The organism is Pseudomonas sp. SCPG-7 (assembly GCF_002156405.1).
GTDB lineage: Bacteria > Pseudomonadota > Gammaproteobacteria > Pseudomonadales > Pseudomonadaceae > Aquipseudomonas > Aquipseudomonas parakoreensis.
Genome location: NZ_MVOO01000015.1, coordinates 17,453 through 41,918 on the forward strand (window position 1 = coordinate 17,453; position 24,466 = coordinate 41,918).

Sequence of the window (24,466 nt, forward strand, 5' to 3'; positions counted from 1 at the left end):
TCTGCACCTGATGAGAAAAGAATATGTACGATTGGCTCAACGCCCTGCCCAAGGCCGAACTGCACCTGCATCTGGAAGGCTCGCTGGAGCCTGAGTTGCTGTTCGCCCTGGCCGAACGCAACAAGATCGCCCTGCCGTGGAGCGATGTCGAAACCCTGCGCAAGGCCTACGCCTTCAACAACCTGCAGGAATTCCTCGACCTGTATTACCAGGGCGCCGATGTGCTGCGCACCTCGCAGGACTTCTACGACCTGACCTGGGCCTACCTGCTGCGCTGCAAAGCGCAGAACGTGATTCACACCGAACCATTCTTCGACCCGCAGACCCACACCGACCGTGGCATCCCGTTCGAAGTGGTGCTCAACGGCATCGCCGCGGCACTCAAGGATGGCGAGCAGCAACTGGGCATCACCAGCGGTTTGATCCTGAGCTTCCTGCGCCACCTGAGCGAAGACGAAGCACAGAAAACCCTCGATCAGGCGCTGCCGTTCCGTGATGCGTTTGTCGCCGTCGGCCTCGACAGCTCCGAGATGGGTCACCCGCCAAGCAAGTTCCAGCGTGTGTTCGACCGCGCCCGCCACGAGGGTTTCCTGACAGTCGCCCACGCCGGTGAAGAAGGCCCGCCGGAGTACATCTGGGAAGCCATCGACCTGCTGAAGATCCAGCGCATCGACCATGGCGTACGCGCCATCGAAGACGAGCGCCTGATGCAGCGGATCATCGACGAGCAGATCCCGTTGACTGTGTGCCCGCTGTCGAACACCAAGCTCTGCGTGTTCGATCACATGTCGCAGCACAACATCCTCGACATGCTCGAGCGTGGGGTGAAGGTCACCGTCAACTCCGATGACCCGGCGTATTTCGGCGGCTACGTCACCGAGAACTTCCATGCGCTGCATGAACACCTGGGCATGACCCAGGATCAGGCCAAGCGCCTGGCGCAGAACAGCCTGGATGCGCGTCTGGTAAAACCGTAAAAACGCTGAAGTTCCAATGTGGGAGCGAGCCTGCTCGCGAAGGCTTCGTGTCAGTCACAGTTTGAGTTGTCTGACACACGCCTTTCGCGAGCAGGCTCGCTCCCACATTTACACCGGTGTCGACTCTGTAAGCTCTTCCAGCGTCTTGCCCCGCGTCTCCATTCCGAACAGCCACACCACCCCCGCCGCAATCGCAAAGCACAGCGCCCCCAGTGCAAACACTCCGCCCTGCCCGGTAATCGGGAACACCAATCCGGTCACCAACGGCCCGAGCAGCGAACCGACACGCCCAATCGCCGAGGCAAAGCCCGAACCTGTGGCGCGCGCCGAAGTCGGGTACAACTCCGGCGTATAGGTGTAAAGCACCGCCCACATGCCGAACAGGAAAAACTGCATCAACAATCCCGAGCCGATCAGCAGCGCGACATTGCCCCCAAACACCGCACTCTGGCCGTAGATGAACGCCATCACCCCGCCGCCCAGCAGCGTGACGATACACACCGGTTTACGCCCCCAGCGTTCCACCAGCCACGCCGCCATCAGAAACCCGGGAATCCCGCCCAGTGAAATCAGCACGGTGTAATACACCGACTGGGTCACGGCGAAACCCGACTGCTGCAACAAGGCACTGAGCCACGACGTCAGCCCGTAAAAACCGAGCAAGGCGAAAAACCACAGGCTCCAGATCATCGTCGTGCGCTGGCGGTATTGCGGCGACCAGATCTGCTGCAGGGCCGAGAAGAAGTTGCCCGGCGGCGTCACTGTCCTTGGCAGGCGCACCGGCTCAGGCAATGTCGCAACGCCAAGAGACGTGCGCACCCGTGCCTCGATGGCGCCGAGGACTTTGTCCGCCGCTGCGTGACGTCCGGCCTGCTCCAGCCAGCGCGGTGATTCGGGAATGAAAAAACGGATCGCCAGCACAAACACCGCCGGTACCGCCAACACCAGGAAGATGTCGCGCCAGCCAATCAATGGCAGCAGGAAGTAAGACAGTACGCCGGCAGCGACAAAACCCAATGGCCAGAAACCGTCCATCAACGCGATGTAGCGACCGCGCCGTTGCGCCGGGATCAGCTCCGAGAGCATCGACTGCGCAATGGGAAACTCCATGCCCATGCCGATCCCCAGCAGGATGCGGAACAGCGTCAGGCTCTCGACCGTTTGTGCGGTCGAACACAGATAACTGGCCACGCCCCATAGCACGATGCTCCACTGAAACACCGGTTTGCGTCCGAAGCGGTCGGCGAGCATGCCCGACAGCGATGCCCCCAGCACCATCCCGAAAAAACTCGAACTGGCGAGCAGGCCGGCTTGTGCACTGCTCAGGCCAAACTCGCTTTTGATCGAGCCGAGCAGGAACGTCATCATGGCCAGGTCCATGGAATCGAAAAAGAACGCCAAGGCGATGATGATGAAAATGACCCGGTGATAACCGCTGAGCGGCAGCCGTTCCAGGCGTTCTGCCGCGCTGAAGTTTCGCGTATCCATACCTCATCCCCCATCCACGAAGTGTGCGGACCGAGTGTGCGCGATAACGCCTCAACGCTTTTTCTGGATACGACCTGTTCGCAGTCACAGGCGACGCAAGCCACGAAGTATTGATCGGCGAACGCTCTATTACGCCAGTTCCAGCTCGACTTCCTTGGCGAAACAGTGGATTTCCCGCTGTCCGGCCGGCGTGACTTGCAATGCGCGAGAATCCTTGGGCAGCACCAGCCAGCCGGACTGCATGAACAATTGCAGCAACGCGGCGCCCAGTGAACCGCCCAGATGCGGACGGCGTTCGCTCCAGTCCGGACAGGCACACGCCACCTGGGCCTTGCGATGAGCCAGGGCCTGAATGAACACCCCGCGATTCGCCAGCTGCGTCGAGCCTTTGAGCGTCACCACGACCCGCTGCTCGATCTGTTCGATCCAACCGGCATCAAGCAAACGCTGGTACAGATCGGCGGCCAGCGTGCCGCCCAAATGATCATCGCAAAAGCGCGCACGCAGCAGCGAGGACGGCGCGGTTCGTGGATTGTTGATCGGCGTCGAGCGTTTGAATACGTGAGGGACGTCCCGCGGCGCACTGGCAATCGTGGCACTGGCCAGGGCTTCAATGGCAGCTGCGATTTCCGGAGCCGCCAGACGGAAGAAGCGCTTGCGTCCACGGACCTCGACTTTCAACAGGCCACCCGCGGACAAACGCCCCAGATGCGCACTGGCCGACGACGGCGACAGCCCTGCCAGCAGCGCCAGCTCCTCGGTCTGGCGGGCCGAGCCATCCATCAACGCCCACATCATCGCGCTGCGCTTGGGGTCGGCCAGCAGCGTGGCGATCTGGCTGATGCAAGGTGCATGTTCCATGTATTCACTCCCTGTTGAATCGTATCGTCTACTGCTCGAAGACATCTTGACCAGTAATGTGTCGTCGGCCAAGACGGGTAAAACGCCATGAGCCGGTGCAAGCCAGGTCAGCGCTGCCACACCCGTCGATGGCGTGTTCACAGCGTTTGTATGGCGCAGGCACGGCCCTGGAAAAACCGGCCTGATTCTGCCCTGGCCAGTTGTCGGTGCAGGTTTGAGGCGGTCGCTAGTATAAGCGGGATGCACGCTGCTTCCTGCGCCGTAGCTGACGCGAATGGTGATAGTTCCTGAGTGAAATTTCGCTAATTGCCTGCGACTAATGATCAAGTTTCGGGAAATTGGGAAATTGACTACTCAATTCGACGCATCGGCTGGCGAGCATTTCCCTTAAAAGGTTTACCGGCTTACTCAATTGCGCGCGATGGGCGCACAACAGATTCAGCGGAGCACGCTCGCAGAGAAGCTCCGGCAGCAATACTTTGAGGCGTCCGGCGAGGACATCGGTGCCGACATCGAGCCACGATTTATAAGCAATGCCCGCCCCCGCCACCGCCCACAACCGTACGACGTCGGCGTCATCACTGAAGCGATCACCACTGACCGTCAGACCGACTTCGCGCTTGCCGTCATGAAAACTCCAATGGTCATGCACGCGGCTGCCGAGCATGTACAGCAGGCAATTGTGCTGCGCCAATTGTTCGAGCTGACGCGGCTCGCCGTGGCGCGCCAGGTAGGCCGGCGAGGCGCAGAGCACGCGGCGATTGTCCGGGGCGATGGGCAGGGCCACCAGGCTCGAATCTTCCGGTTCGCCATAGCGCAGGGCGATGTCCACTGGCTGGCGGAACAGGTCGGCGATACGGTCACCGAGCAACAGGCGCACGGTCAGCTTCGGGTGCTCGCGCTGAAACTCGTCGAGCCACGGCAACAGCAGGTTGCGCCCGAAATCCGAAGGCGCCGATAACTGCAGGATGCCGCTGACCTGATCCTGCGCGCTGGAGAGAAAGCGCCGGCCCTCGTCCAGCGAACCGAGCGCGGCCCGGGCATATTCGAGAAAGCCTTCGCCCTCGGCGGTCAGGCGCAGGCTGCGGGTCGAACGCGCCAGCAAGCGCACGCCCAGTTGCTGTTCGATACGCTTGAGCGCGGCGCTGGCCACCGCGGCAGACATGTCCATCACCCGCGCGGCTGCCGACAGACTGCCCAGGTCCGCAGCGCGAACGAACAACTGTAAATCGTCGAAACGCAGCATTCTCAGCCTCGATTATCAAAATAAAATTGAAAGAGACTGCTCTTTTAGCCGGTTTTATCGCGCCGAGAAATAGCCAATGATTGGCCCAAGCCCATTTATCCCGCGACTGGAGCCAAACATGTCCCAAGCATTCACCGCCATCGCCACCCTGATCGCTAAACCCGGTCAGCAGGACACCCTCGAAAACGCTCTGCGCGCACTGGTTGAGCCGAGCCGCGCCGAGGAAGGCTGCGGCCAGTACGACCTGCACCGCGACCTCGCCGACCCGCTGACTTTCTATGTGATCGAACACTGGGCCAGCGAAGAAATCCTCCAGGCGCACAACGCCAGCGCGCACTTCCAGAATTTCCAGGCCACAGCCGGCCACTGTATCGAACACTTCCAATTGAAACGCCTGGGCAGCATCGCCTGAGCCCTTCTTCTATTACCGCTACGGAGCAAGTCATGAAAGCCATCGCCTATTACGCTTCCCTGCCGATCAGCGACGAAAAGTCCCTGCAAGACATCGAACTGCCGGAGCCGGTTGCCGGCCCGCGCGACCTGTTGGTGGAAGTCAAAGCCATCTCGGTCAACCCGGTCGACACCAAGGTGCGGCAGAACGTGGCGCCGGAAAACGGCGCGGCAAAAGTGCTGGGCTGGGACGTCGCCGGCGTGGTCAAAGCCGTCGGCAGTGAAGTGACGCTGTTCAAGGCCGGCGACAAGGTGTTCTACGCCGGTTCCATCGCCCGTGCCGGTGGCAACAGCGAACTGCACGTGGTGGATGAGCGGATTGTCGGCCACATGCCCAAGTCCCTGGGTTTCGCCGAAGCCGCTGCCCTGCCGCTGACCGCGATCACCGCGTGGGAATTGCTGTTCGAACGCCTGCAGATCCGTGAGGGCAAGACCGATGAAGGTCAAAGCCTGCTGATCGTCGGCGCCGCTGGCGGCGTCGGTTCGATCCTCACCCAACTGGCCCGCCAGTTGACCGGCCTGAAGGTGATCGGCACCGCGTCCCGCGCACAGACGCGCGACTGGGTGACTGAGCTGGGCGCCGATCTGGTGATCGATCACAGCCAGCCGTTGAGCGAAGAGCTAAAGCGCGCCGGCATCGATCACGTGAGCCACGTCGCCAGCCTGACCCAGACCGATCTGCACCTCGATCAACTGGTCGAGGCCTTGGCGCCGCAAGGCAAACTGGCGCTGATCGACGATCCTAAGTCACTGGACGTGAGCAAACTCAAGCGCAAGAGCCTGTCGCTGCACTGGGAATTCATGTACACCCGCTCGCTGTTCGAAACCCCGGACATGATCGAGCAGCACAAACTGCTCAACCGCGTGGCCGAGCTGATTGATGCGGGGACCTTGAAGACTACGGTGGGCGAGCATTTCGGCACGATCAATGCGGCGAACCTGCGACGCGCGCACGAGTTGCTGGAAAGCGGCAAAGCCAAGGGCAAAATTGTTTTAGAAAGTTTCTGAGAATCCGAAGGCCGCAATCAGCGCCAGACCCGTTAAGGGCTGGCGCTGTTTCTTGCCGTCAGTCAGATGCTTCTCCGTTGTCACAAATGCGATCGTATTCAGGTCTACACTCGAAACCTCTGCGATGCATCTTTTACACAAGGGAGGTCAGCAATGAAGATCCTGATAAAAGAAGTGGCAAAGTCTCAATGGCAAGTTCGTCTGGACCAGCACGCCGTGACCTTTCGCAGTGAAGCCGAGGCGCTCGCCTTCACCCGCACCCTCGAAGCGCGCCTGCACGCGCCCCATCAGATTCCCCAGCCCGGACAACAACGCGCCGTCGGCTGAGGTTCAGGCTTCGGCCTGTGCTTGCGCCAGTGTCCGGGCATTCTGCAAACGCCGGGTGTACATCGCAATGCTCACCACCAGCAGTCCGCACAGGCTGATGACCATGGCCATCGGCATGGCGCTGCCATCGTGCAGGACACCCACCAGCGAGGCCGCGCCGGAGGCCACGCTGAATTGCAGGCAGCCCATCAGCGCCGAGGCACTCCCGGCGCGCGCGCCCTGGCCGTTCATCGCGCATGCCGCAGCATTGGGCAGGATGCAGCCGAGGCTGGCAATGCACACGAACAACGGAATCAACAGCGGCCACAATGCTTCGGTGTGCATCGCGCTGACCGCGAGCAGCGAAACGCCGGCCAACAGGTATACCCACACCGCTCGCGCCAGCAGGAAGGACGGACCGCGCTTGGCCAACAGCCGCGCGTTGACCTGAGCCACCAGAATGAAACCCGCTGCATTGGTGCCGAACAGCCAGCCGAAATGCTCGGCGGGTACGCCGTACAGTTTGATGAAGACAAATGGTGAACCGGCGATGTAGGAAAACATCCCGGCGACCGCGATACCGCCGGTCAGTGCGTGGCCGAGAAACACCCGGTCACCGAACAACCGGCCGTATTGACGCAACGCACCGGACAGCGGCTGGCGCGGCACGTAGGCCGGCAGGCTTTCCGGTAACCCCAGCGCCACAGCGAGGCCGGCCAGTGCACTAAAGCCAGTCAGCACGAGGAAGATCGACTGCCAGCCCGTGGTGTTGACCAGCAGACCGCCGAGCAATGGTGCGAGGATTGGCGCCAAACCCATCACCAGCATCAACTGCGAGAAGACTTTCGCCGAACCAACGGCATCGCATTTGTCGCTGACCACCGCCCGGGAAATCACCATCCCCGCGCAGCCGCCCAAGGCCTGGACGAAGCGGGCCCCGATCAGCCATTGCAGATTCGGCGCATAGGCGCAGGCCAACGAGGCCAGCGTGAACAGGCCGACACCGACCAGCAGCGGCAGGCGCCGACCAAACCGGTCGGCCACCGGGCCATACAACAACTGCCCGATCGACAGACCGGCGAAATACGCTGCCAGTGTCAGCTGGACGTGCTTTTCATCGGTGCCAAAGGCCAGCGCCATTGACGGGAACGCCGGCAGATAGAAGTCGATCGCCAGCGGACCGAAGGCGCTCAAGGCACCGAGAATCAGAATGGTACGGAAGTTCATCAGGCATCCAGGTTGGATTGGAGTCGGCAGCCCGACAGTCTAGCCGCGCTGAGACACCTTGAACATTCCGATAGCTCGCTAACTATTAAAAATCAGGTGATTTACACCTGACCTGTGGCGAGGGAGCTGGCTCCCGCTGGACTGCGCAGCAGGCCCAGTGTTTTCAATTGGAAAAAAAGGGCCGCTTCGCGACCCGGCGGGAGCAAGCTCCCTCGCCACAGGGGATTCATCGTCATCCGGCGAGTTTTACCGGGTAGCCCTCTTCGCTGATGACGTCAATCACCTGCTCGGGGCTGAGCGAACTCTCGACGCCGACTTCTTTGGCTGCCAGATCGACCCGCACGCTGGCTGCCGGATCTTTCGCCTGCACGGCGTTGGTGATGGCTTTGACACAGTGGCCGCAGGACATGCCTTGAACGCTGAACACTTGCATGGAGGGACTCCTTTGAATGAGGTTGCCGGCAGTGTCGAGCTTGCCACCATGGCAAGGTCAAGTTCTGCGTAAAACTGCCGGGCTGGCAATCGGCGCTGCGCTCAGCCAAGCTGCGTGCATCAATGACTCAAATTCAGGAGATTCAGCCATGCGCTGGTCAGCTTTCAGCCTGTTTGGCTTGCTCAGCCTCTTTGCCGCCCTGCCTCAGGCCAATGCGACCGGCGAAGACTATGCGGTTCTGATCATCTCGCGCGAGCGCCTGGAAGTGCCGACTTCCTGCGAGATTGGCGTTTACGTCAATGATCAACTCGCTGGGCGTCTGCTGCAGGAACAGACGACTTCCTTTAACCTGCCCCACGGCACGCTGTCCATTCGTCTGAAACAATTGCCTGGCCAGGTGCCGGGTTGCCAGGCAGGCATGCTCGCGCCGCCCGCGCAGCAGATCTCGCTCAAGGCCGGCGATGTGCTCAAGTACCGGATCGCGGCCAACGCCAAAGGGCTGTACCTGCGACCTGCCGCCCTCGAATATTGAGTCAACGAAAAAGATCGCAGCCTTCGGTAGCTCCTGCATTGGAATGCAATCCACCTGTAGGAGCTACCGAAGGCTGCGATCTTTTGCTTTTCAGATTGGCGCTTGACCTTGCCCGCATGGCAAGGTTGATCCTTGTAGACATCTTCTACAGGGAGTAAGACCGATGTCCGATTCCATCACTTTCGATCTGCCGATTGCCGGCATGACCTGCGCCAGTTGCGCCGGGCGTGTCGAGCGGGCGTTGCGCAACGTCAGCGGCGCCAGTGGCGTCAGCGTCAATCTCGCCACCGAACAGGCCCGCGTCCAGGCACCCGGTGACCGTTTGCCGGCGTTGATGGAGGCGGTTGAACGCGCCGGTTACAGCGTCCCCCAACAAACCGTGGAACTGAGCATCGACGGCATGACCTGCGCCTCGTGCGTCGGTCGCGTCGAGCGCGCCCTGAACAAAGTCCCCGGGGTGAGGAGCGTCAGCGTCAACCTCGCCAACGAACGCGCCCACCTCGAACTGCTCGGTCAGATCGATCCGCAATTGCTGCTCGACGCCGTGAGCAAGGCCGGTTACTCGGCCAGCGTCTGGCAAGCCGAACATCCTGCAACTGATAACCAGCAACAGCGCCTGCAACATGAACGCTGGGCGCTGATCTGCGCCATCGCTCTGGCCTTGCCGCTGGTGCTGCCGATGCTGCTGCAACCATTCGGCATTCACTGGATGCTTCCGGCCTGGGCGCAATTTGCCCTTGCCACGCCGGTGCAATTCATTTTCGGCGCGCGATTTTATGTGGCCGCGTGGAAAGCCGTGCGTGCCGGCGCCGGCAACATGGACTTGCTGGTCGCCCTCGGCACCAGCGCCGGATATGGCCTGAGCCTGTACGAATGGGCCACCGCCGCCGGGCGCATGCCGCATCTGTATTTCGAAGCCTCAGCCGTGGTGATCGCCCTGGTGCTGCTCGGCAAATATCTGGAAAGCCGCGCCAAGCGCCAGACCGCCAGCGCCATCCGTGCCCTCGAAGCCTTGCGCCCGGAACGGGCGATTCAAGTCATCGATGGTCGCGAACAAGACGTCCCGATCAGCGCCCTGCGCCTTAATGATCAGGTGCTGGTCAAACCTGGCGAACGCTTCCCGGTGGACGGCGAAGTGCTCGAAGGCCAGAGCCACGCCGATGAAGCCTTGATCAGCGGGGAAAGCCTGCCGGTGCCGAAACAGCCGGGCGATCAGGTCACTGGCGGTGCGATCAACGGTGAAGGTCGCCTGCTGGTGCGCACCACCGCTCTCGGCGCTGAAAGCGTACTGGCGCGGATCATCCGTCTGGTCGAGGACGCCCAAGCGGCGAAAGCGCCGATCCAGAAACTGGTGGATAAAGTCAGCCAGGTGTTCGTGCCCACCGTGTTGCTGATTGCCCTCGTCACGTTGATTGGCTGGTGGCTGTACGGCGCGCCCATGGAAACCGCGTTGATCAACGCTGTCGCCGTGCTGGTGATCGCCTGCCCGTGCGCCCTCGGTCTCGCCACCCCGACGGCGATCATGGCCGGCACCGGCGTGGCTGCGCGTCACGGCATTCTGATCAAGGACGCCGAAGCGCTGGAGCGAGCCCATGAGGTCGACAACGTGGTCTTCGACAAGACCGGCACGCTGACGTCCGGTACGCCGCGCATCGCCCATTTCAGTGCGCTGGATAGCGATGAAAATACCCTGCTGACACTGGCCGGCGCCCTGCAACGCGGCAGCGAGCATCCGCTGGCCAAAGCCGTGCTGGACGCGGCCGCCGAGCGCGGGCTGAGCGTGCCCGATGTCAGCGACAGCCAGTCCCTGACCGGGCGCGGCATCGCCGGCCATCTTGACGGGCGGCGCCTGGCGCTGGGCAACCAGCGCTTGCTGGAGGAAAACGGCCTCAACGCGGGTGATCTCGCCGGGTCCGCCCGGGCCTGGGAAGAGGAAGGCCGGACCCTGTCGTGGCTGATCGAACAAAGCCCGCAGCCACGGGTGCTCGGGTTGTTCGCCTTCGGTGACACACTCAAGGCCGGCGCACTGCAAGCGGTGCAACAACTGGCCGCCCGGCGTATCCACAGCCATCTGCTGACCGGCGACAACCGCGGCAGCGCGAAAGTCGTCGCCGAGGCTTTGGGCATCGAGAACGTGCACGCCGAAGTGCTGCCCGCCGACAAAGCCGCCACCGTCGCCGAACTGAAGAAAACCGGCGTGGTGGCAATGGTCGGCGACGGCATCAACGACGCCCCCGCACTGGCCGCTGCCGACATCGGTATCGCCATGGGCGGCGGCACCGACGTGGCCATGCACGCGGCCGGCATTACTTTGATGCGCGGCGATCCACGACTGGTGCCCGCCGCGCTGGAGATCAGCCGCAAGACCTACGCGAAGATCCGCCAGAATCTGTTCTGGGCCTTCGTCTACAACCTGATCGGCATTCCGCTGGCGGCGTTCGGTTTTCTCAACCCGGTGCTGGCCGGCGCGGCAATGGCACTGTCGAGCGTCAGCGTGGTGAGCAATGCGCTACTGTTGAAAACCTGGAAACCGAAGGATCTGGAGGAGCACCGATGAACATCGGCCAAGCGGCCCGGCACAGTGGCCTGAGCGCAAAGATGATCCGCTATTACGAGTCGATCGGCCTGCTCAAGGCCGCCCATCGCACCGACAGCGGCTACCGTGTCTACAGCGATGATGACCTGCACACGCTGGCGTTCATCAAGCGGTCGCGGGACCTGGGATTTTCTCTGGAAGAAGTCGGCAAGCTGCTGACCTTGTGGCAGGATCGCCAGCGCGCCAGCGCCGATGTGAAAGCCCTGGCACGGCAGCATATTGACGAGCTGAATCAGAAGATCCGCGAACTCGGCGAGTTGCGCGACACCCTGCAGGACCTGGTCGAGCACTGTCATGGCGACCATCGCCCCGACTGCCCGATCCTCAAGGAACTGGCGTCGGGCTGCTGCGCGCAACCCGCCCGCGCCTGAGCGCCAACAGCTTAACGGTCAACAACGTACCAAGCGGGATGCCGTGGAACAGCAGCACCACGGCACCCGGCGTCCACCAGCCGTAGAACGGCGCGGCGATCAACATGCCGACACCGAACCCGGTCATTTGCAGCAAGGTCAGGAAGCTGAAAACCGGCAAGCGCAAATGCTCCGGTTCGCGTTGCAGGCGCGACATCAGGCCGACCTCGGAAATACCGTCACCCAACCCCGCTGGCAGGGAAAACAGCAGCAGCCCGAGAAGGCTGTGCTGCTGGAACATCAGGATAAAACCGCAGGACATCAACGCCACGCCGAAGAAATACCGTCGCTCCAGATCACGGTTATCCGTGCCTTTGAGGCGACTGGCAATCCGCGCACCCAGCAGTTTGCCGCTGGCCCACACCGCCAGCATCAGGCCGAGCGTGGTGCTGGCCGAATCGGGTGTCAGCAGTCTGGAGATGATCGGGAAGCCGACGTTGTGCGCGGCACTGCCCAAGGTGTCGGCCATGGTCACGGCGAGCATCGCCGCAATCACCGGAGCGCTGCGCAGGCCTTGTTTCAGGGCTGACCACTCGCCGCGTTCGTTGGTCGATTGTTCGCTGACGTCTGCAGCGGCGAAGCGCAACGGCGCAATCAACAGCGCCGCCAACAAGTAGGTCAGTGCGTTGAGCGCGAATACCGTTTCAAAACCGAACGCCGCCACCAGCAAACCGGACACCAGGCTGCCACCAACCATTGCCGCCGATGAAGCCGACGTGAGCCAGGCATTGGTTTTCAGTAGCTGCGCGGCTTCGATCAGCCTCGGCAATTGACTGTTGAGGCCGATGGCGAACATCGAGTTACCAAAGCCCAGGCCGAACGCGATTACCGGCAACAGCAACGCCTGCTGGCTCACCGGCAGGATCAACAGTAGACCGAGCAGCGCCGCGCGCAGCAGGTCGAAGGCAATCAACGGCATCCGGCCGTTCCAGCGCCGATAGAACCGCGTGCCAATCAGACTGGCAAAAATCCCTCCGCCAACCCGACTGGCGAGAAACACTCCGACGCTCATGGCGCTGTTGCTCAGCAGGTAGACGTACGTCGCCAGCGCGACCATGTTGAGGAAAGCGCCGAAGTCGGAGATCAAACGGGCGCTGATGATGAGGCGGGCGTTCACATTCAATCCTTGAGTGTGCGAGGGGCGACAAGATTCCCACACACATTCCAGGAACACCACAAATCCCTGTGGGAGCGGGCTTGCCCGCGAAGGCGGTGTGTCAGCCAACAAGGATGGCGGCTGATACGGCCCCTTCGCGAGCAAGCCCGCTCCCACAGGGGATCTGCGGTGGTTCTGGAAATGCGGCAGGCACAAAAAAACCCGGCCGAAGCCGGGTTTCTGTTCATGCGCTTACTGCATCCACGGTGGTGGCGGTGGTTCGTCGGACTTGCCTTTGGGCGCATCGTCGGCGGCACGGATCGCCTGCTTGCGCTCTTCATCCAGACGCGCCGCTTCGATCTCGCGCAACACTCCGCCAACGTCGGCCAGGTCTTCAGGATCGTCGAACTCGCCGGTCAGCACACTGTTGGGGTGCAAGGTGCCGGCTTCGTACAGCGCCCACATTTCTTTCGCATAACGGGTTTTCTTCAGCTCCGGGGCAAAGCGCCCGAAGTACGAAGCCATGTTGCCCACATCACGCTCCAGCATGCTGAACGCGTGGTTGTTACCGGCGGCATCCACCGCCTGCGGCAGGTCGATGATCACAGGACCTGTCGGGGTCAGCAGCACGTTGAACTCCGAGAGGTCACCGTGCACCAGACCGGTACACAACATCAGCACGATCTGCGAGATCAGGAACGCGTGATATTCGCGGGCCTGATCCGGCTCCAGCACCACGTCATTCAGACGCGGCGCGGCATCACCGTATTCGTCGGCCACCAGCTCCATCAGCAGCACGCCATCGAGGAAATCATACGGCTTGGGCACTCGAACGCCAGCTCCGGCCAAGCGGAACAGCGCCGCGACTTCGGCGTTCTGCCAGGCGTCCTCGGTCTCCTTGCGACCGAATTTAGAACCCTTGGCCATCGCCCGCGCCTGCCGGCTGTTACGCACCTTGCGCCCTTCCTGATACTCGGCTGCCTGGCGGAAACTGCGTTTGTTCGCCTCCTTGTAGACCTTCGCGCAACGTAACTGGTTACCGCAGCGCACCACATAAACAGCTGCTTCTTTACCACTCATGAGTGGGCGCAGCACTTCGTCGACCAGACCGTCTTCGATCAGGGGTTCAATGCGTTTTGGAGTCTTCATCAGCTTTTATTGTGGGTCCTTTATTACCAAACACGCGAATGTCACTCGTTATACGGCAATCCTCGCGCTACGGGGAGGGGTTGCCGACCTGTGAACCCTGTGGATGCACACACTGTGCCGAAATAATCGACCGCTGCCGATCATAGCCGAGCCCACCGGACTTGTAGTGATCGGGCGTCGAGGGCATTTGCGACAGAATCTGACATCGCCTGCATTTCCCCCGGGGAATTGCGCTCAGCGTTCGATGATTGCGGTGACACCCTGGCCCCCGGCAGCGCAGATCGAGATCAGTCCTCTGCCTTTGCCCGCCGCATCCAGCAATTTCGCCAGATTGGCGACAATCCGCCCGCCCGTCGCGGCAAACGGATGCCCCGCCGCCAGCGAGCTGCCTTTGACATTCAAGCGGATGCGATCGATCGAACCGAGCGGCGCATCCAGTCCAAGACGGGTCTTGCAGTATTCGGGGTCTTCCCAGGCCTTGAGCGTGCACAGCACCTGCGCGGCGAACGCTTCGTGAATTTCGTAGTAGTCGAAGTCCTGCAAGGTCAGGCCATTGCGCGCCAGCAGACGCGGCACCGCATACACCGGCGCCATTAACAGCCCTTCGGCGCCGTTGACGAAATCCACGGCCGCCGCTTCACCGTCACGCAGATAGGCAAGGATCGGCAAACCACGCTCTTTCGCCCATTCTTCACTGCCCAGCAGCACCACCGAGGCACCGTCGGTGAGCGGCGTGGAGTTGCCCGCCGTCAGCGTCCCCTTCGCGCTTTTTTCGAAGGCCGGTTTGAGCGTGGCGAGTTTTTCCAGGGTCAGGTCCGGGCGCAGGTTGTTGTCGCGGGTCAGGCCGAGAAACGGCGTCATCAGGTCGTTGTGCCAGCCTTCGCTGTAGGACGCGGCGAGTTTGTGATGGCTTTCGAGGGCCAGTTGATCCTGCTCTTCACGAGGAATGTTCCAGGTCTGCGCCATCAGTTCGCAGTGCTGGCCCATCGACAGGCCGGTGCGTGGCTCGCCATTACGCGGAAATTCCGGAATCAGGTGCCGTGGGCGCAGTTGCAGCAAGGTTTTCAGTTTGTCGCCGGTGGTCTTGGCGCGGTTGGCCTGCAAGAGGATTTTGCGCAAGCCTTCGCTGACGCTGATCGGCGCGTCCGACGTGGTATCGACGCCGCCAGCGATGCCGCAATCGATCTGGCCGAGGGCGATTTTGTTCGCCACCAGCAGCGCCGCCTCCAGCCCGGTGCCGCAGGCTTGCTGGATGTCATAGGCCGGGGTGGCCGGTGACAGCCGCGAGCCGAGCACACATTCGCGAGTCAGATTCATATCCCGTGACAATTTAAGCACCGCACCGGCCACCACTTCGCCAATGCGCTGGCCGTGCAGGTTGTAGCGTTCGATCAGGCCTTCAAGCGCGGCAGTGAGCATCACCTGATTGCTGGCGGTGGCGTACGGCCCGTTGGAGCGGGCGAAAGGAATACGGTTACCACCGATGATGGCGACGCGGCGCAGCTGACTCATGAAAAGCTCCTTGTTGATCCGAATTCATGGAAATCCCTGTGGGAGCTGGCTTGCCAGCGATAGGGCCGGCACCTCCAGCATTTCCAGTGGCTGACACTCCGCCATCGCTGGCAAGCCAGCTCCCACAGGGACGGTGGTCTACTCTGCTGTTCTAGCGTAGGCCTTATTGCGTGGATCGAACGATTGATTGCCGTTGGTAGTCCACACTTTGAACCCCAACTTTTGGAGAGCGTTCCATGTCTGACCGCTATATCGACTTCGCCAACTCATCCATCGGCCACCGTCTGGTCGGGGCGTTGGGCCTGCCGTCGCCGGTGCGGCTGGAACGCTGGCAAGCCGGGCGCCTGCGTCCGGTAGACGGCGCGCTGCTGATCGGCGGCGGGCCGCTGGCCGAGCGGGTCATTGCATTCGCCAACCGCCTGACCGATGCGATCTACAGCTACGGCACCGAACCGTCGCTGGCCACCGCGTGGATTCCCGGGCACGGGCCGAAGCTCAAGGCCGTGGTGTTCGACGCCAGCGATCTGCAGCACACCGACCAGCTCAAACAGCTGCGTGAATTCTTCCAGCCGCTGATGAAAAACCTCGACCACAGTGCGCACCTGGTGATTCTCGGCCGCGCTCCGGAAACCCTGCGCGATCCCTTTGCCTCCAGCGCACAACGGGCACTTGAAGGTTTCTCGCGCTCGCTGGCCAAGGAGCTGCGCAGCGGCGGTACGCTGCAACTGATTTATGTCGGTGAGGGCGCCGAAGAGCAACTGGAAGGCCCGCTGCGGTTTTTCCTCTCGCCGAAAAGTGCCTTCATCTCCGGGCAGGTGATTCGCCTGACCGTGTGCGCCACGCACGTCACAGACTGGACCCGGCCATTGGCCGGACGCAAGGCGTTGGTCACCGGGGCAGCTCGCGGGATCGGCGCATCCATCGCCGAAACCCTGGCCCGCGATGGCGCCGAGGTGATTCTGCTCGACGTGCCGCCGGCCAAGACCGATCTGGAAGCCCTCGCCGCACGGCTAGGCGGCCGCGCTATCACCCTCGACATTTGCGCTGAAGACGCCGCTGCGCAATTGATCGAACAACTGCCGGACGGTCTCGACATTCTGGTGCACAACGCCGGGATCACCCGCGACAAGACCCTGGCCAACATGACCCCGGAATTCTGGGATGCGGTGCTGGCGGTCAACCTCAATGCGCCGCAGGTGCTGACCAAGGCCCTGCTCGACAGCGGCAACTTGCACGACAACGCGCGGGTCATTCTGCTGGCGTCGATCAGCGGCATCGCCGGCAATCGCGGACAGACCAACTACGCCGCGAGCAAGGCCGGCCTGATCGGCCTGGCCCAGGCCTGGGCGCCGACACTGCTTGAACGCGGCATCAGCATCAACGCCGTGGCCCCGGGCTTCATCGAAACCCAGATGACCGCGCACATTCCGTTCGGCCTGCGTGAGGCCGGGCGACGCATGAGTTCGTTGGGCCAGGGCGGTTTGCCGCAAGACGTCGCCGAAGCCGTCGCGTGGCTGGCCCAACCGGGCACTGGCGCGTTCACTGGACAGGCGCTGCGGGTCTGTGGACAAAGTGTTCTGGGGGCGTAGACATGAGCATTGAATGGCACACCCTCGACCGCGAACCGAGCCTGCCCGGCCTGTATGCGCGGGCCGCGACCCGACGCAAGATCACCGGCACCCGACTGCCCGACAGCGGCTTGCGCTGCTGGATCGATGTCGACGGCCAGAAGCTGGCGGCCTATCGCAAGGTCTGCGGCTTTGCCGATGACGGCCTGCTGCCGCCGACTTATCCACACATCCTCGCGTTCGCCCTGCAAATGCAATTGCTCACGCAGAAGGATTTTCCGTTCCCGCTGCTGGGGTTGATTCATCTGAGCAACCGCATCCGTGTATTGCGGCCGATGGGCGGAATCAGTCGCGCACAAGTCAGCGTCTGCGTGCACAACCTGCAGCCACATCCCAAAGGGGCAACCTTCGATATGTTGACCACCCTCGATGATCAACTCGGGCCGCTGTGGGAAGCCGAAAGCCAGATGCTTTGTCGTGGCGTGAAACTCGACGGCGAACCGGTCGAACAACAGTGGGAACCTGCGCAGGCCCTGACCCAGGTGGCGCAGTGGAAAGCGCCGGCCGATATCGGTCGGCAGTACGCCAAGGTCTCGGGCGACTACAACCCGATTCACCTGAGCGCCGCCAGTGCCAGGCTGTTCGGTTTTCCCACGGCGATTGCTCACGGCTTGTGGAACAAGGCACGAACCCTTGCGGCACTGGCCGATCACTTGCCAAAGGCCAACCTGGAAATCGTCGTGCACTTTCGCAAACCGGTGCGTTTGCCCAGCGAGGTTTCGTTGCTGGCGAGTGCGGCAGGGTCGAGTGGCGAATTACGCCTGATCGGTGCTGGCGATCTGGAGCATATGGTTGGTCAGTGGCAACCGGTTGCCTGATTCCACCCCGGGCAAGCCTGTAAATTGTGTATATATCACTTAAGTTTTTCCGCCCTTCAAGCGGCGCCTGAAAAACTCCCAGCCTTGATTTTCAAGGCTTTTTTTTGCGCGTTTATATCCTGGGTATTAGTCCTTAGGCACTGCGCGGCGCCTTATATATAAAGGCGTTAATACCAACTTGAGAATGGCGGTAACCCGCGACGCGATCGAGATTGACACCACGGACGAGGCATCACCGGCGACAGACGGGTGAGCCATCGAAAACGACGAATGTTGTTACAGGTGCAAGGAATCTCAATCATGAAAACTCAAGTGTGGTGCAAATCGGCAACAGCTCTGGCATTGATCCTCTCCCTTGGCCTCGCGGGCTGCAGCAGCGGCGGTGGCGGCCATCACAGCAGTTCCGGCAGTTCGTCCCCAGACAGCGCGGCAGCAGGCGCGGGTGGCAGTGGTGGCACGAGCGGTACGGGAGGTACCGGTGGTTCGGATACCGGGACCGGTGGAACCGCAGGCACCGGCGGAACGGGAGGAACCGGTGGGACTGATACCGCCGGCACTGGTGGTACAGGCGGTACCGGTGGAACTGGCGGCACCGGCACCGGTGGCACCGGTGGCACTGGAGGAACCGGGGGTACCGGCGGCACTGGCGGCACTGGCGGCACCGGCGGAACAGGTGGAACTGACCCGACCGGCCCGACCACCCCGACGACTAACCCGCTGGTGACCACCACCCTGTTACAGGATGTCGGTAAAACGGTCAGCGGCGTTGGCGATGGCGTCGGTACGGTTGGTGACTCGCTGAGCACTGTTCCGGTGGTCGGTGGCGTCGTGCAAAGCGCAGCGAATACCGCCGGCAATGTCGTCAGCACCCTGGGTGATGGCGTGACCAACGGCATTGGCAAATTGGGCAAGGTCGACAATGGTCTGGGCGTTACCGCGTCATCGGTCGGCGGAGTGGTCGCCGATGTCGGCGACGGCGTCTCGGACCTGAGCGGCAAGCTGTCGACCGCTACCGGCAGTGTCCCGGTAGTCGGCGGCGTGGTCACCAAAGTTGCACCGGTACTCGACGGTGTCGGTGAGAAAGTCACCATGCTCGGCGACACCCTGAGCCTGGCTACTACCACCGGACCGCTAGGTTCGGTGACCAAAAATGTCGGTAACAGCCTTGTCCCGGTCATCGCGATGGTTGAAAGCACCACCGACAAAGTGGGCAGCGCGACCGGACTCGGTGCTCCGCTCAACGGTGTCATCGGCCAAGTGGGTGGTGCAGTGAAAGGGTTGGGCGGTCAAGTCACCGGGGCCGGTAACGGTAACGCACTGACCAGCACGGTCGGCGGCGCGCTGAGCAACGTCGGCACCACAGTCGCCAAGGCCGGCGGGCTGGTGGACAATGGCACCGGCTCTGGTGGTGGATTGGGCGGCGGCCTCGGCGGCACCGGCCTGCTGCAAACCGTAGGCGGTGCCGTGGTTAACGTCGGTGCCGGTTTGAACGCCGGCAACACCAACGGCGCAGTCAGCGCCGCGGGCGTCACCACCGCGTCCGTGGGCAACACCATCGCCTCGGTCAACACTGTTCTCGGCGGATCGGGCACGCCGATCACCGCCACCACCTCGCCGCTCGCGACAGTGGGAGCCACTGTGGGTGCAGGGCTGAATCCGGTCACAAGCGCCGTGACCAGCGTGACCCAACAAGTCGGAGCCACGACAGGTCTGGGCGCACCGGTCGCAGGCCTCACCGGCCAGGTCGGCGGCGCTGTCAGCAGCATCGGCACCACCATTGCAGCCACCAATAACCCGGTTACAACCGCCGTCGGCGGCGTGGTCAACAATGTTGGCGCCACTGTCGCCTCGGTCGGCGGCCTGCTTAACGGAGGTACCAGCGGCACTACCGGTGGAGTCGGCGGCGTCGTATCCACAGTTGGCGGCCTGCTCAATGGCGGCACTGCCACTACCGCCACTACCGCCACTGGCGGCACCGCAACCGGTGGCCTGGGCGGTGTACTCGGTGGCCTGACCGGCACCCTTGGAGGCACCAAACGCTAAATTGCACCTGGCCGATTCGACGGCCTCACCTACAGCGCCTACGCTTGGTTGAGGGCGGAAGATTCCCACGAGTCTTCCGCTTTTTTCTTAGGAAAAATTCAGCCCAGCGCTGTGATCTGACCATGGAGTGTCCTATGCGCGTAATGGCATCCCTGCTGTTCCTCAGTCTCAGTTCCGCCGCCCTCGCCGACACCCTGCCCAGTTTTCTCAACAGCAACGAAACCACGCGTAACCTGCCCGTGCCGAACCTGCCGGCCGATGCCTATCGCCCCGCCGCCACGCCCCTGCAAGTACCCGACCCGGGCGCTGCGGCTGCGCAACCGTTGTTGATGGAGACCAGGATCAATCTGAAAACCGTGCAGATCGAAGGCGGCACGATCTACCCGCTCAACGAACTGGCCGAAGTCTACAAACCCCTGATCGGCCACCAGATCAGCCTCGCCGATCTGATCGAAGCCACACGCAACATCACTCGCCGCTATCAGCAGCACGGCTACTTGCTGTCCTATGCGTTCCTGCCGCAACAGCGTTTCGACGATGGCGTGGCGCGGGTCGTGCTAGTGGAGGGTTATGTGCGCGATGTGCAGGTACAAGGCGATGTCGGCCGGGTCAAAGGCCTGCTCGACGAACTGGCAGCCAAAATCCAGGCCGAACGTCCGCTGACCCGCAAGACCTTCGAACGCTACACCACCTTGATGACCCGCATCCCCGGCGTGACCATCCAGGCGCAAGTGCCGCCGCCCGGCACCACCGACGGCGCCACGACGCTGGTGGCCCAGGCCAGCCGCAAACCGTTCACCAGCACCATGAGCACCACCGAAGACAACCGCAATGGCACCCAGGCGTTGCTCGGGGTCAGCAGCAACTCGCAGACCGCCATGGGCGAGCAATTGACCCTCAGCGGGCTGTTTCCGCCGGGGGATGACCACGAGCATTACTACCGACTGGACTACAACCAGTTCCTCAACAGCGAAGGCACGCAATTGAGCCTGTTTGCCTCACGCTACCGGGCCGATCCGGGCACCAATGTGCTCACCAGCGATGGCTTCGAACTCAAGCCGCACAAGGAAGACGACCGTTACTCCATCGGTGTCAGTCACCCGTTCATCGCAGCGGCCAACGAACTGCTCAATGCCGGCGCGCGGCTGTATGCGGTCGATAGCACCAACCGCTACAAGGTGGTTGGCTACCCGTTGAGCATCGAGGAGCGAACTGACGTACGCGCTCTCGCGTTCGAAAGCGACTGGCGCAAGAGCGACGCCCGCCAACTGCGGATTGTCAGTGGCGGCTTGTATCAGGGGCTGGACAGCATGGGCGCCCACAGCAACAACCCGGCGCTGGACCTGAACTTCCTGCGCCTGCGCCTCTCCGGCGTGCAGAGCGACAAGTTCTTCGACAACTGGCAAGGCGTGCTGTCGGCCGCGTTGTACTGGAGCGATGACACCTTGCCCGACAGCGAACGCGCCGTGTTCGGCGGGCAGAATTTCGGCCGTGGTTACCCGGACGATCAGGCGTCGGGGGATAAAGGCTGGGGCGCGGCCTACGAGGTCAACTACAGCTTCAACCGCGACGGCAACTGGGTGCGCATCCTGCAGCCGTATGTGGTGCTGGACCGTTCGAAAACCTGGTTCAACAAGCTCGCGGTACAGAGCAACGATCTGTCATCGGCGGCAGTGGGGCTGCGCTTTGGCGATGCCAAGTACTACAACATTGCATTGGAGGCCGCCAAGCCGATGTCCGATGAGGCGCTGGATACGTTCAATCGGCGGGCGCGCTACAGCATCAGTTTCAGCTATCAGTTGTAGACCACAGCCATTGCGTCAACGCCGCTTTAGCGGCGATGGCGCAATGGATTGAGCCTCGCCAGCAACCTAGTTCTTGGTCTCGATCTTGCCGCCCGCGTCCGGGTCGTAGAAGTCCGGGATCTCATACTTGTACTTCTTCAGCCAGCGCTGCATCGCCTGTTCCCGCTCGGCCGCCGTAGCGGTTTGCGGTTTCGTCGAGGCCGCCTGGTTACGGCTTTGCAGCACCAGCCAGCCTTCGGTTTCCTGTTGCTGCGCCGAGGCCGGGCCGGCGTCGATGGCCTGGGCTGCTAGCGGCAGGCTCAGCAGTATCAGGCAGCTTAGGCGGTGCACGGTGTTCATGGTGATCTCCCGGAATGTCACTTGAGCGTCGACGGTTGTGGGTCAGCCACCACCGCCACTTGATTACCGGCCGCGGTCGGGGCCTTGGCCGGCACCTTGAGTTTTTCCGCACGGGCCCGGGCTTCGGAGAATTGCTCCGGCGTCAGGTGCGCGCGGCTGACGACTTCGGCGGCTTGCTGCCAGTTGTTCTGGTAGAGCAGCAAGGTCACCAGATTCAGCGGAGCCAGTTGATCGTTCTGCTTGAGTTCAATAGCGGTAAGGAATTCGAAGCGCGCGTCCTCAAGACGCAACTGGTTGAGGTAGACCACGCCGAGGTCGTTGCGGATCTTGTCATTGGTTGGCGCCAGACGCACCGCGCGCTGCAGGTGCGCCTGGGCCTGACCGTTATCGCCACGGGCGGCATAGATTTGCCCCAGGCCATGTTCGGCGTCCGCCGTCAGGCACGTGCCGAGCAGGCCGCGATACAGCGGCTCGGCCTCGTTGCGCCCGAGCAAGCGGTAAACCCTGGCCTTGCGCAAGCGCACCTCGACCAGGTTGTCGGGCAGGCTTTGCAGGTTGGCCAGGCTGGCGTGCAGCTTGCCGTCGTTGGCCAGATCATCCGCCAGGTTCAGGGCCAGTTCCTGTTCGGAGTCGAGCTTGCTGCAACTGCTCGGCGCCAGCATTGCCGACCACGGTGCCTGGCCGTCAGTGGCACAGCCACCGAGCATCAACAGACTTGCCACGACAATCAGTGCTTTCATCAAACGCTCTCCATGAGCCCACGTCAGTTTGCAAACGCCCGGGTAATCGCGGTGAACCCCGGGCCGGCCAGTACGATCAGCAAGGCAGGAAACAGAAACAGCATCATCACCACCGACATCTTCGCCGACATTTTCGAGATGTATTCCTGCAGTCGGGTCAGGCGCCGGTCGTCGAGCAATTGTTTGAGCGCCAGCAACGATTTCATCGCCCCGCCGCCCTGCTGAATCAGCTGTTGCAAGATCACGCAGGTGTCGGTGAATTCATCGACGGCGAGCATCACCGAGGCCTTGTTCAGTTCCTGCCCCAACTCCAGTCCCGAATCGACCCTGGCCAGAATCAGGCGCAGTTCGCGGGTCAGTTCCGGCAGCAGTTTCTGTCCTTCGCTGCTGAGCACGCGCAGGGCTTGTTCGACCGCCATGCCCGACTCGAACAGGATGCGCAGCAACGGGATGAACGTGGAGATTTCCACGGCGATGGCTTTCTGTCGACGCCCGGCGGCGTACGCCAGCACTCGCTTGGGCAGCAAATAGCCGGCACCGGTGGCCAGCATGGGCACCAGCCAGCCGTTGGCCGCGTGCGGAAAAAACACTTCCTGCAGAAACAGCGCCAGCCCCAGCGCCAACAGCGGTGTGCCGATCTGGCACGCGGCGTACAGCGAACGCTCACTGGCGCGGCGCCAGCCGAGCCGGCTGAGCAGGGTCTGGGTTTCACTGTCGATGCTCACCGAACGCTGGCCGAACTTGCTGTTGCCCAGCGCTCGCAGCCAGTTGCCGAAACGGTTCTCGCGCACCAGTTGCCCCTGCAACCGCTGGTTGACCTGGCGCACCCGACGCCGCTCCGTCAGCAGGTGATTGACCACCAGCAACAGCGCGCCGAGCAGCAGCATCAGAGCGGCGAGATAGACCATGTCAAACACTCCGCAACATGCGCCACAGCGCCAGGCAGCCGGTCACTTGCAACACCACGGCGATGATCAACATGGTCCGCCCACCGCCGTCGTGCCACATGCCAAGCATGTAACCGGGATTGGTCAGCATGAAGTAGCCCACCAGGATCACCGGCAGCGAACCCAGCACCCAGGCCGTCATACGCGTTTCGCCGGTGAGCGCGCGCAGTTGCCGGGCACCCTGGTCACGCTCGCGGATCAACTTGATCAGGTTCTCCAGCAACTCGCTGGCATTGCCGCCATAGCGATGATTGACCTTCAGGCCGAGGGCGAACATGCGCAATTCGTCCTGTTCATAAAGCTCGGCAAAGTCACTCACCGCATCCGGCAGATTGACGCCCAGTTGCACGTTGCGCTGCACCCGGCCCATGGCTTCTTTCAGCGGATCGTCATTCGACTCGATGCCGCCCATGACCGCGTCACTCAGGGTGCGGCCGGACTTGAGACTGCGCACGGTGTAGTCGAGCAACTGCGGTAACTGCTCGATCATGCGTTTGATCCGCCGGTGGTACCGCCAGGACATGTACAGACGCAGAATCAGCGGCGGTGCCAACAGCATCGTCAGCAGACCGATCCAGCTCGCCAGCAGATACCCGAGGGCAATGGCCACGCCCCACAAGGTCAGCCACAGGCCGAATCGTTCGTTGGGACGGCCCAGCCCCGCGCGCAGGAACATGCGTTCGAACCCGACCCACGCCGGTTTCTGGGCAACGAGTTGTGGCTGCCCTGCCGCAAGGCGATTGAGCACCCGTTCGTTGCCGCTCTTGTGGATGCCGTGCACGAACAGCCAGATCGACAGCCCGAGCAGAATCAGACAAAGCAGGATGAGAATGGCCGGTCCGATCATGATGTGCG

The 24,466-nt window shown here is 62.2% G+C and carries 23 protein-coding genes; 11 read left to right on the forward strand and 12 right to left on the reverse strand.

Annotated features, from left to right (window positions below):
• Nucleotides 1–23: 23 nt before the first annotated feature.
• The gene (locus B1722_RS22840) at nt 24–977 is read left to right on the forward strand and encodes an adenosine deaminase (protein WP_003221371.1); all 954 of its coding nucleotides are present in this window, start codon (nt 24–26) and stop codon (nt 975–977) included.
• Between the two features lie 108 nt (nt 978–1,085).
• Here the strand turns inward: B1722_RS22840 and B1722_RS22845 are convergent, their stop codons facing one another.
• The 3 genes from B1722_RS22845 to B1722_RS22855 all read right to left on the reverse strand — a co-directional run bounded on the left by B1722_RS22845 (nt 1,086) and on the right by B1722_RS22855 (nt 4,572).
• Nucleotides 1,086–2,465, reverse strand: coding sequence for an MFS transporter (locus B1722_RS22845; protein WP_041067958.1), 1,380 nt, complete (start codon nt 2,463–2,465; stop codon nt 1,086–1,088).
• Nucleotides 2,466–2,594: 129 nt separating this feature from the next.
• Nucleotides 2,595–3,326 (reverse strand): helix-turn-helix transcriptional regulator, encoded by a 732-nt coding sequence (locus tag B1722_RS22850; RefSeq protein WP_041067961.1) that lies wholly within the window; start codon nt 3,324–3,326, stop codon nt 2,595–2,597.
• 316 nt (nt 3,327–3,642) lie between these two features.
• Nucleotides 3,643–4,572: a LysR family transcriptional regulator gene (locus tag B1722_RS22855; protein WP_086794394.1), complete on the reverse strand. Its 930-nt coding sequence runs from the start codon at nt 4,570–4,572 to the stop codon at nt 3,643–3,645.
• A gap of 118 nt (nt 4,573–4,690) precedes the next feature.
• Here B1722_RS22855 and B1722_RS22860 point away from each other — a divergent pair, with 118 nt between their 5' ends.
• The 3 genes from B1722_RS22860 to B1722_RS29620 all read left to right on the forward strand — a co-directional run bounded on the left by B1722_RS22860 (nt 4,691) and on the right by B1722_RS29620 (nt 6,357).
• Nucleotides 4,691–4,984: a putative quinol monooxygenase gene (locus B1722_RS22860; protein WP_086794397.1), complete on the forward strand. Its 294-nt coding sequence runs from the start codon at nt 4,691–4,693 to the stop codon at nt 4,982–4,984.
• Nucleotides 4,985–5,016: 32 nt separating this feature from the next.
• On the forward strand, nt 5,017–6,030 hold the full coding sequence (locus B1722_RS22865) for a zinc-binding alcohol dehydrogenase family protein (RefSeq protein ID WP_086794401.1): 1,014 nt from the start codon (nt 5,017–5,019) through the stop codon (nt 6,028–6,030).
• 153 nt (nt 6,031–6,183) lie between these two features.
• Nucleotides 6,184–6,357 (forward strand): hypothetical protein, encoded by a 174-nt coding sequence (locus B1722_RS29620; RefSeq protein WP_169842458.1) that lies wholly within the window; start codon nt 6,184–6,186, stop codon nt 6,355–6,357.
• A 3-nt stretch (nt 6,358–6,360) separates the two neighbouring features.
• Here the strand turns inward: B1722_RS29620 and B1722_RS22870 are convergent, their stop codons facing one another.
• The gene (locus B1722_RS22870; protein WP_086794404.1) at nt 6,361–7,563 is read right to left on the reverse strand and encodes a multidrug effflux MFS transporter; all 1,203 of its coding nucleotides are present in this window, start codon (nt 7,561–7,563) and stop codon (nt 6,361–6,363) included.
• Between the two features lie 232 nt (nt 7,564–7,795).
• Nucleotides 7,796–7,996 carry a heavy-metal-associated domain-containing protein gene (locus tag B1722_RS22875; protein ID WP_086794406.1) on the reverse strand — a complete coding sequence of 67 codons (201 nt, stop codon included), beginning with the start codon at nt 7,994–7,996 and terminating at the stop codon, nt 7,796–7,798.
• A gap of 148 nt (nt 7,997–8,144) precedes the next feature.
• Between B1722_RS22875 and B1722_RS22880 the strand changes: the two genes are divergently transcribed.
• The 3 genes from B1722_RS22880 to cueR all read left to right on the forward strand — a co-directional run bounded on the left by B1722_RS22880 (nt 8,145) and on the right by cueR (nt 11,495).
• The gene (locus B1722_RS22880; protein WP_041067979.1) at nt 8,145–8,528 is read left to right on the forward strand and encodes a hypothetical protein; all 384 of its coding nucleotides are present in this window, start codon (nt 8,145–8,147) and stop codon (nt 8,526–8,528) included.
• 163 nt (nt 8,529–8,691) lie between these two features.
• Complete coding sequence (locus B1722_RS22885) at nt 8,692–11,085, forward strand: heavy metal translocating P-type ATPase (protein WP_086794409.1); 2,394 nt, start codon at nt 8,692–8,694, stop codon at nt 11,083–11,085.
• On the forward strand, nt 11,082–11,495 hold the full coding sequence (gene cueR / locus B1722_RS22890) for a Cu(I)-responsive transcriptional regulator (protein ID WP_041067985.1): 414 nt from the start codon (nt 11,082–11,084) through the stop codon (nt 11,493–11,495). The genes B1722_RS22885 and cueR overlap by 4 nt, the downstream gene beginning before the upstream one ends.
• On the opposite strand, the gene B1722_RS22895 is transcribed toward cueR, so the two are convergent.
• From B1722_RS22895 to B1722_RS22905, 3 genes are all read right to left on the reverse strand, one after another.
• Nucleotides 11,449–12,651, reverse strand: coding sequence for an MFS transporter (locus B1722_RS22895; protein ID WP_086794413.1), 1,203 nt, complete (start codon nt 12,649–12,651; stop codon nt 11,449–11,451). The genes cueR and B1722_RS22895 overlap by 47 nt on opposite strands.
• Before the next feature lie 231 nt (nt 12,652–12,882).
• Nucleotides 12,883–13,779: a PA4780 family RIO1-like protein kinase gene (locus tag B1722_RS22900; protein ID WP_041067990.1), complete on the reverse strand. Its 897-nt coding sequence runs from the start codon at nt 13,777–13,779 to the stop codon at nt 12,883–12,885.
• 234 nt (nt 13,780–14,013) lie between these two features.
• Nucleotides 14,014–15,291, reverse strand: coding sequence for an acetyl-CoA C-acetyltransferase (locus B1722_RS22905; protein ID WP_041067993.1), 1,278 nt, complete (start codon nt 15,289–15,291; stop codon nt 14,014–14,016).
• 236 nt (nt 15,292–15,527) lie between these two features.
• Here B1722_RS22905 and B1722_RS22910 point away from each other — a divergent pair, with 236 nt between their 5' ends.
• The 4 genes from B1722_RS22910 to B1722_RS22925 all read left to right on the forward strand — a co-directional run bounded on the left by B1722_RS22910 (nt 15,528) and on the right by B1722_RS22925 (nt 21,585).
• Complete coding sequence (locus B1722_RS22910) at nt 15,528–16,880, forward strand: 3-oxoacyl-ACP reductase (protein WP_086794416.1); 1,353 nt, start codon at nt 15,528–15,530, stop codon at nt 16,878–16,880.
• A gap of 2 nt (nt 16,881–16,882) precedes the next feature.
• The gene (locus B1722_RS22915; RefSeq protein WP_086794418.1) at nt 16,883–17,737 is read left to right on the forward strand and encodes a MaoC/PaaZ C-terminal domain-containing protein; all 855 of its coding nucleotides are present in this window, start codon (nt 16,883–16,885) and stop codon (nt 17,735–17,737) included.
• A 300-nt stretch (nt 17,738–18,037) separates the two neighbouring features.
• Nucleotides 18,038–19,780: a collagen-like triple helix repeat-containing protein gene (locus B1722_RS22920; protein WP_086794421.1), complete on the forward strand. Its 1,743-nt coding sequence runs from the start codon at nt 18,038–18,040 to the stop codon at nt 19,778–19,780.
• Between the two features lie 134 nt (nt 19,781–19,914).
• On the forward strand, nt 19,915–21,585 hold the full coding sequence (locus tag B1722_RS22925) for a ShlB/FhaC/HecB family hemolysin secretion/activation protein (RefSeq protein WP_041068005.1): 1,671 nt from the start codon (nt 19,915–19,917) through the stop codon (nt 21,583–21,585).
• A 66-nt stretch (nt 21,586–21,651) separates the two neighbouring features.
• On the opposite strand, the gene B1722_RS22930 is transcribed toward B1722_RS22925, so the two are convergent.
• From B1722_RS22930 to B1722_RS22945, 4 genes are read right to left on the reverse strand one after another with little or no spacing between them, the layout of a single operon-like run.
• A complete protein-coding gene (locus tag B1722_RS22930) occupies nt 21,652–21,924 on the reverse strand; it encodes a DUF3613 domain-containing protein (RefSeq protein ID WP_041068008.1) in 273 nt (90 codons plus the stop codon).
• A gap of 17 nt (nt 21,925–21,941) precedes the next feature.
• Nucleotides 21,942–22,664, reverse strand: coding sequence for a tetratricopeptide repeat protein (locus B1722_RS22935; RefSeq protein ID WP_086794427.1), 723 nt, complete (start codon nt 22,662–22,664; stop codon nt 21,942–21,944).
• Between the two features lie 23 nt (nt 22,665–22,687).
• Nucleotides 22,688–23,572: a type II secretion system F family protein gene (locus tag B1722_RS22940; protein WP_086794441.1), complete on the reverse strand. Its 885-nt coding sequence runs from the start codon at nt 23,570–23,572 to the stop codon at nt 22,688–22,690.
• 1 nt (nt 23,573) lies between these two features.
• Nucleotides 23,574–24,458 carry a type II secretion system F family protein gene (locus B1722_RS22945; RefSeq protein WP_086794443.1) on the reverse strand — a complete coding sequence of 295 codons (885 nt, stop codon included), beginning with the start codon at nt 24,456–24,458 and terminating at the stop codon, nt 23,574–23,576.
• Between the last annotated feature and the right edge of the window lie 8 nt (nt 24,459–24,466).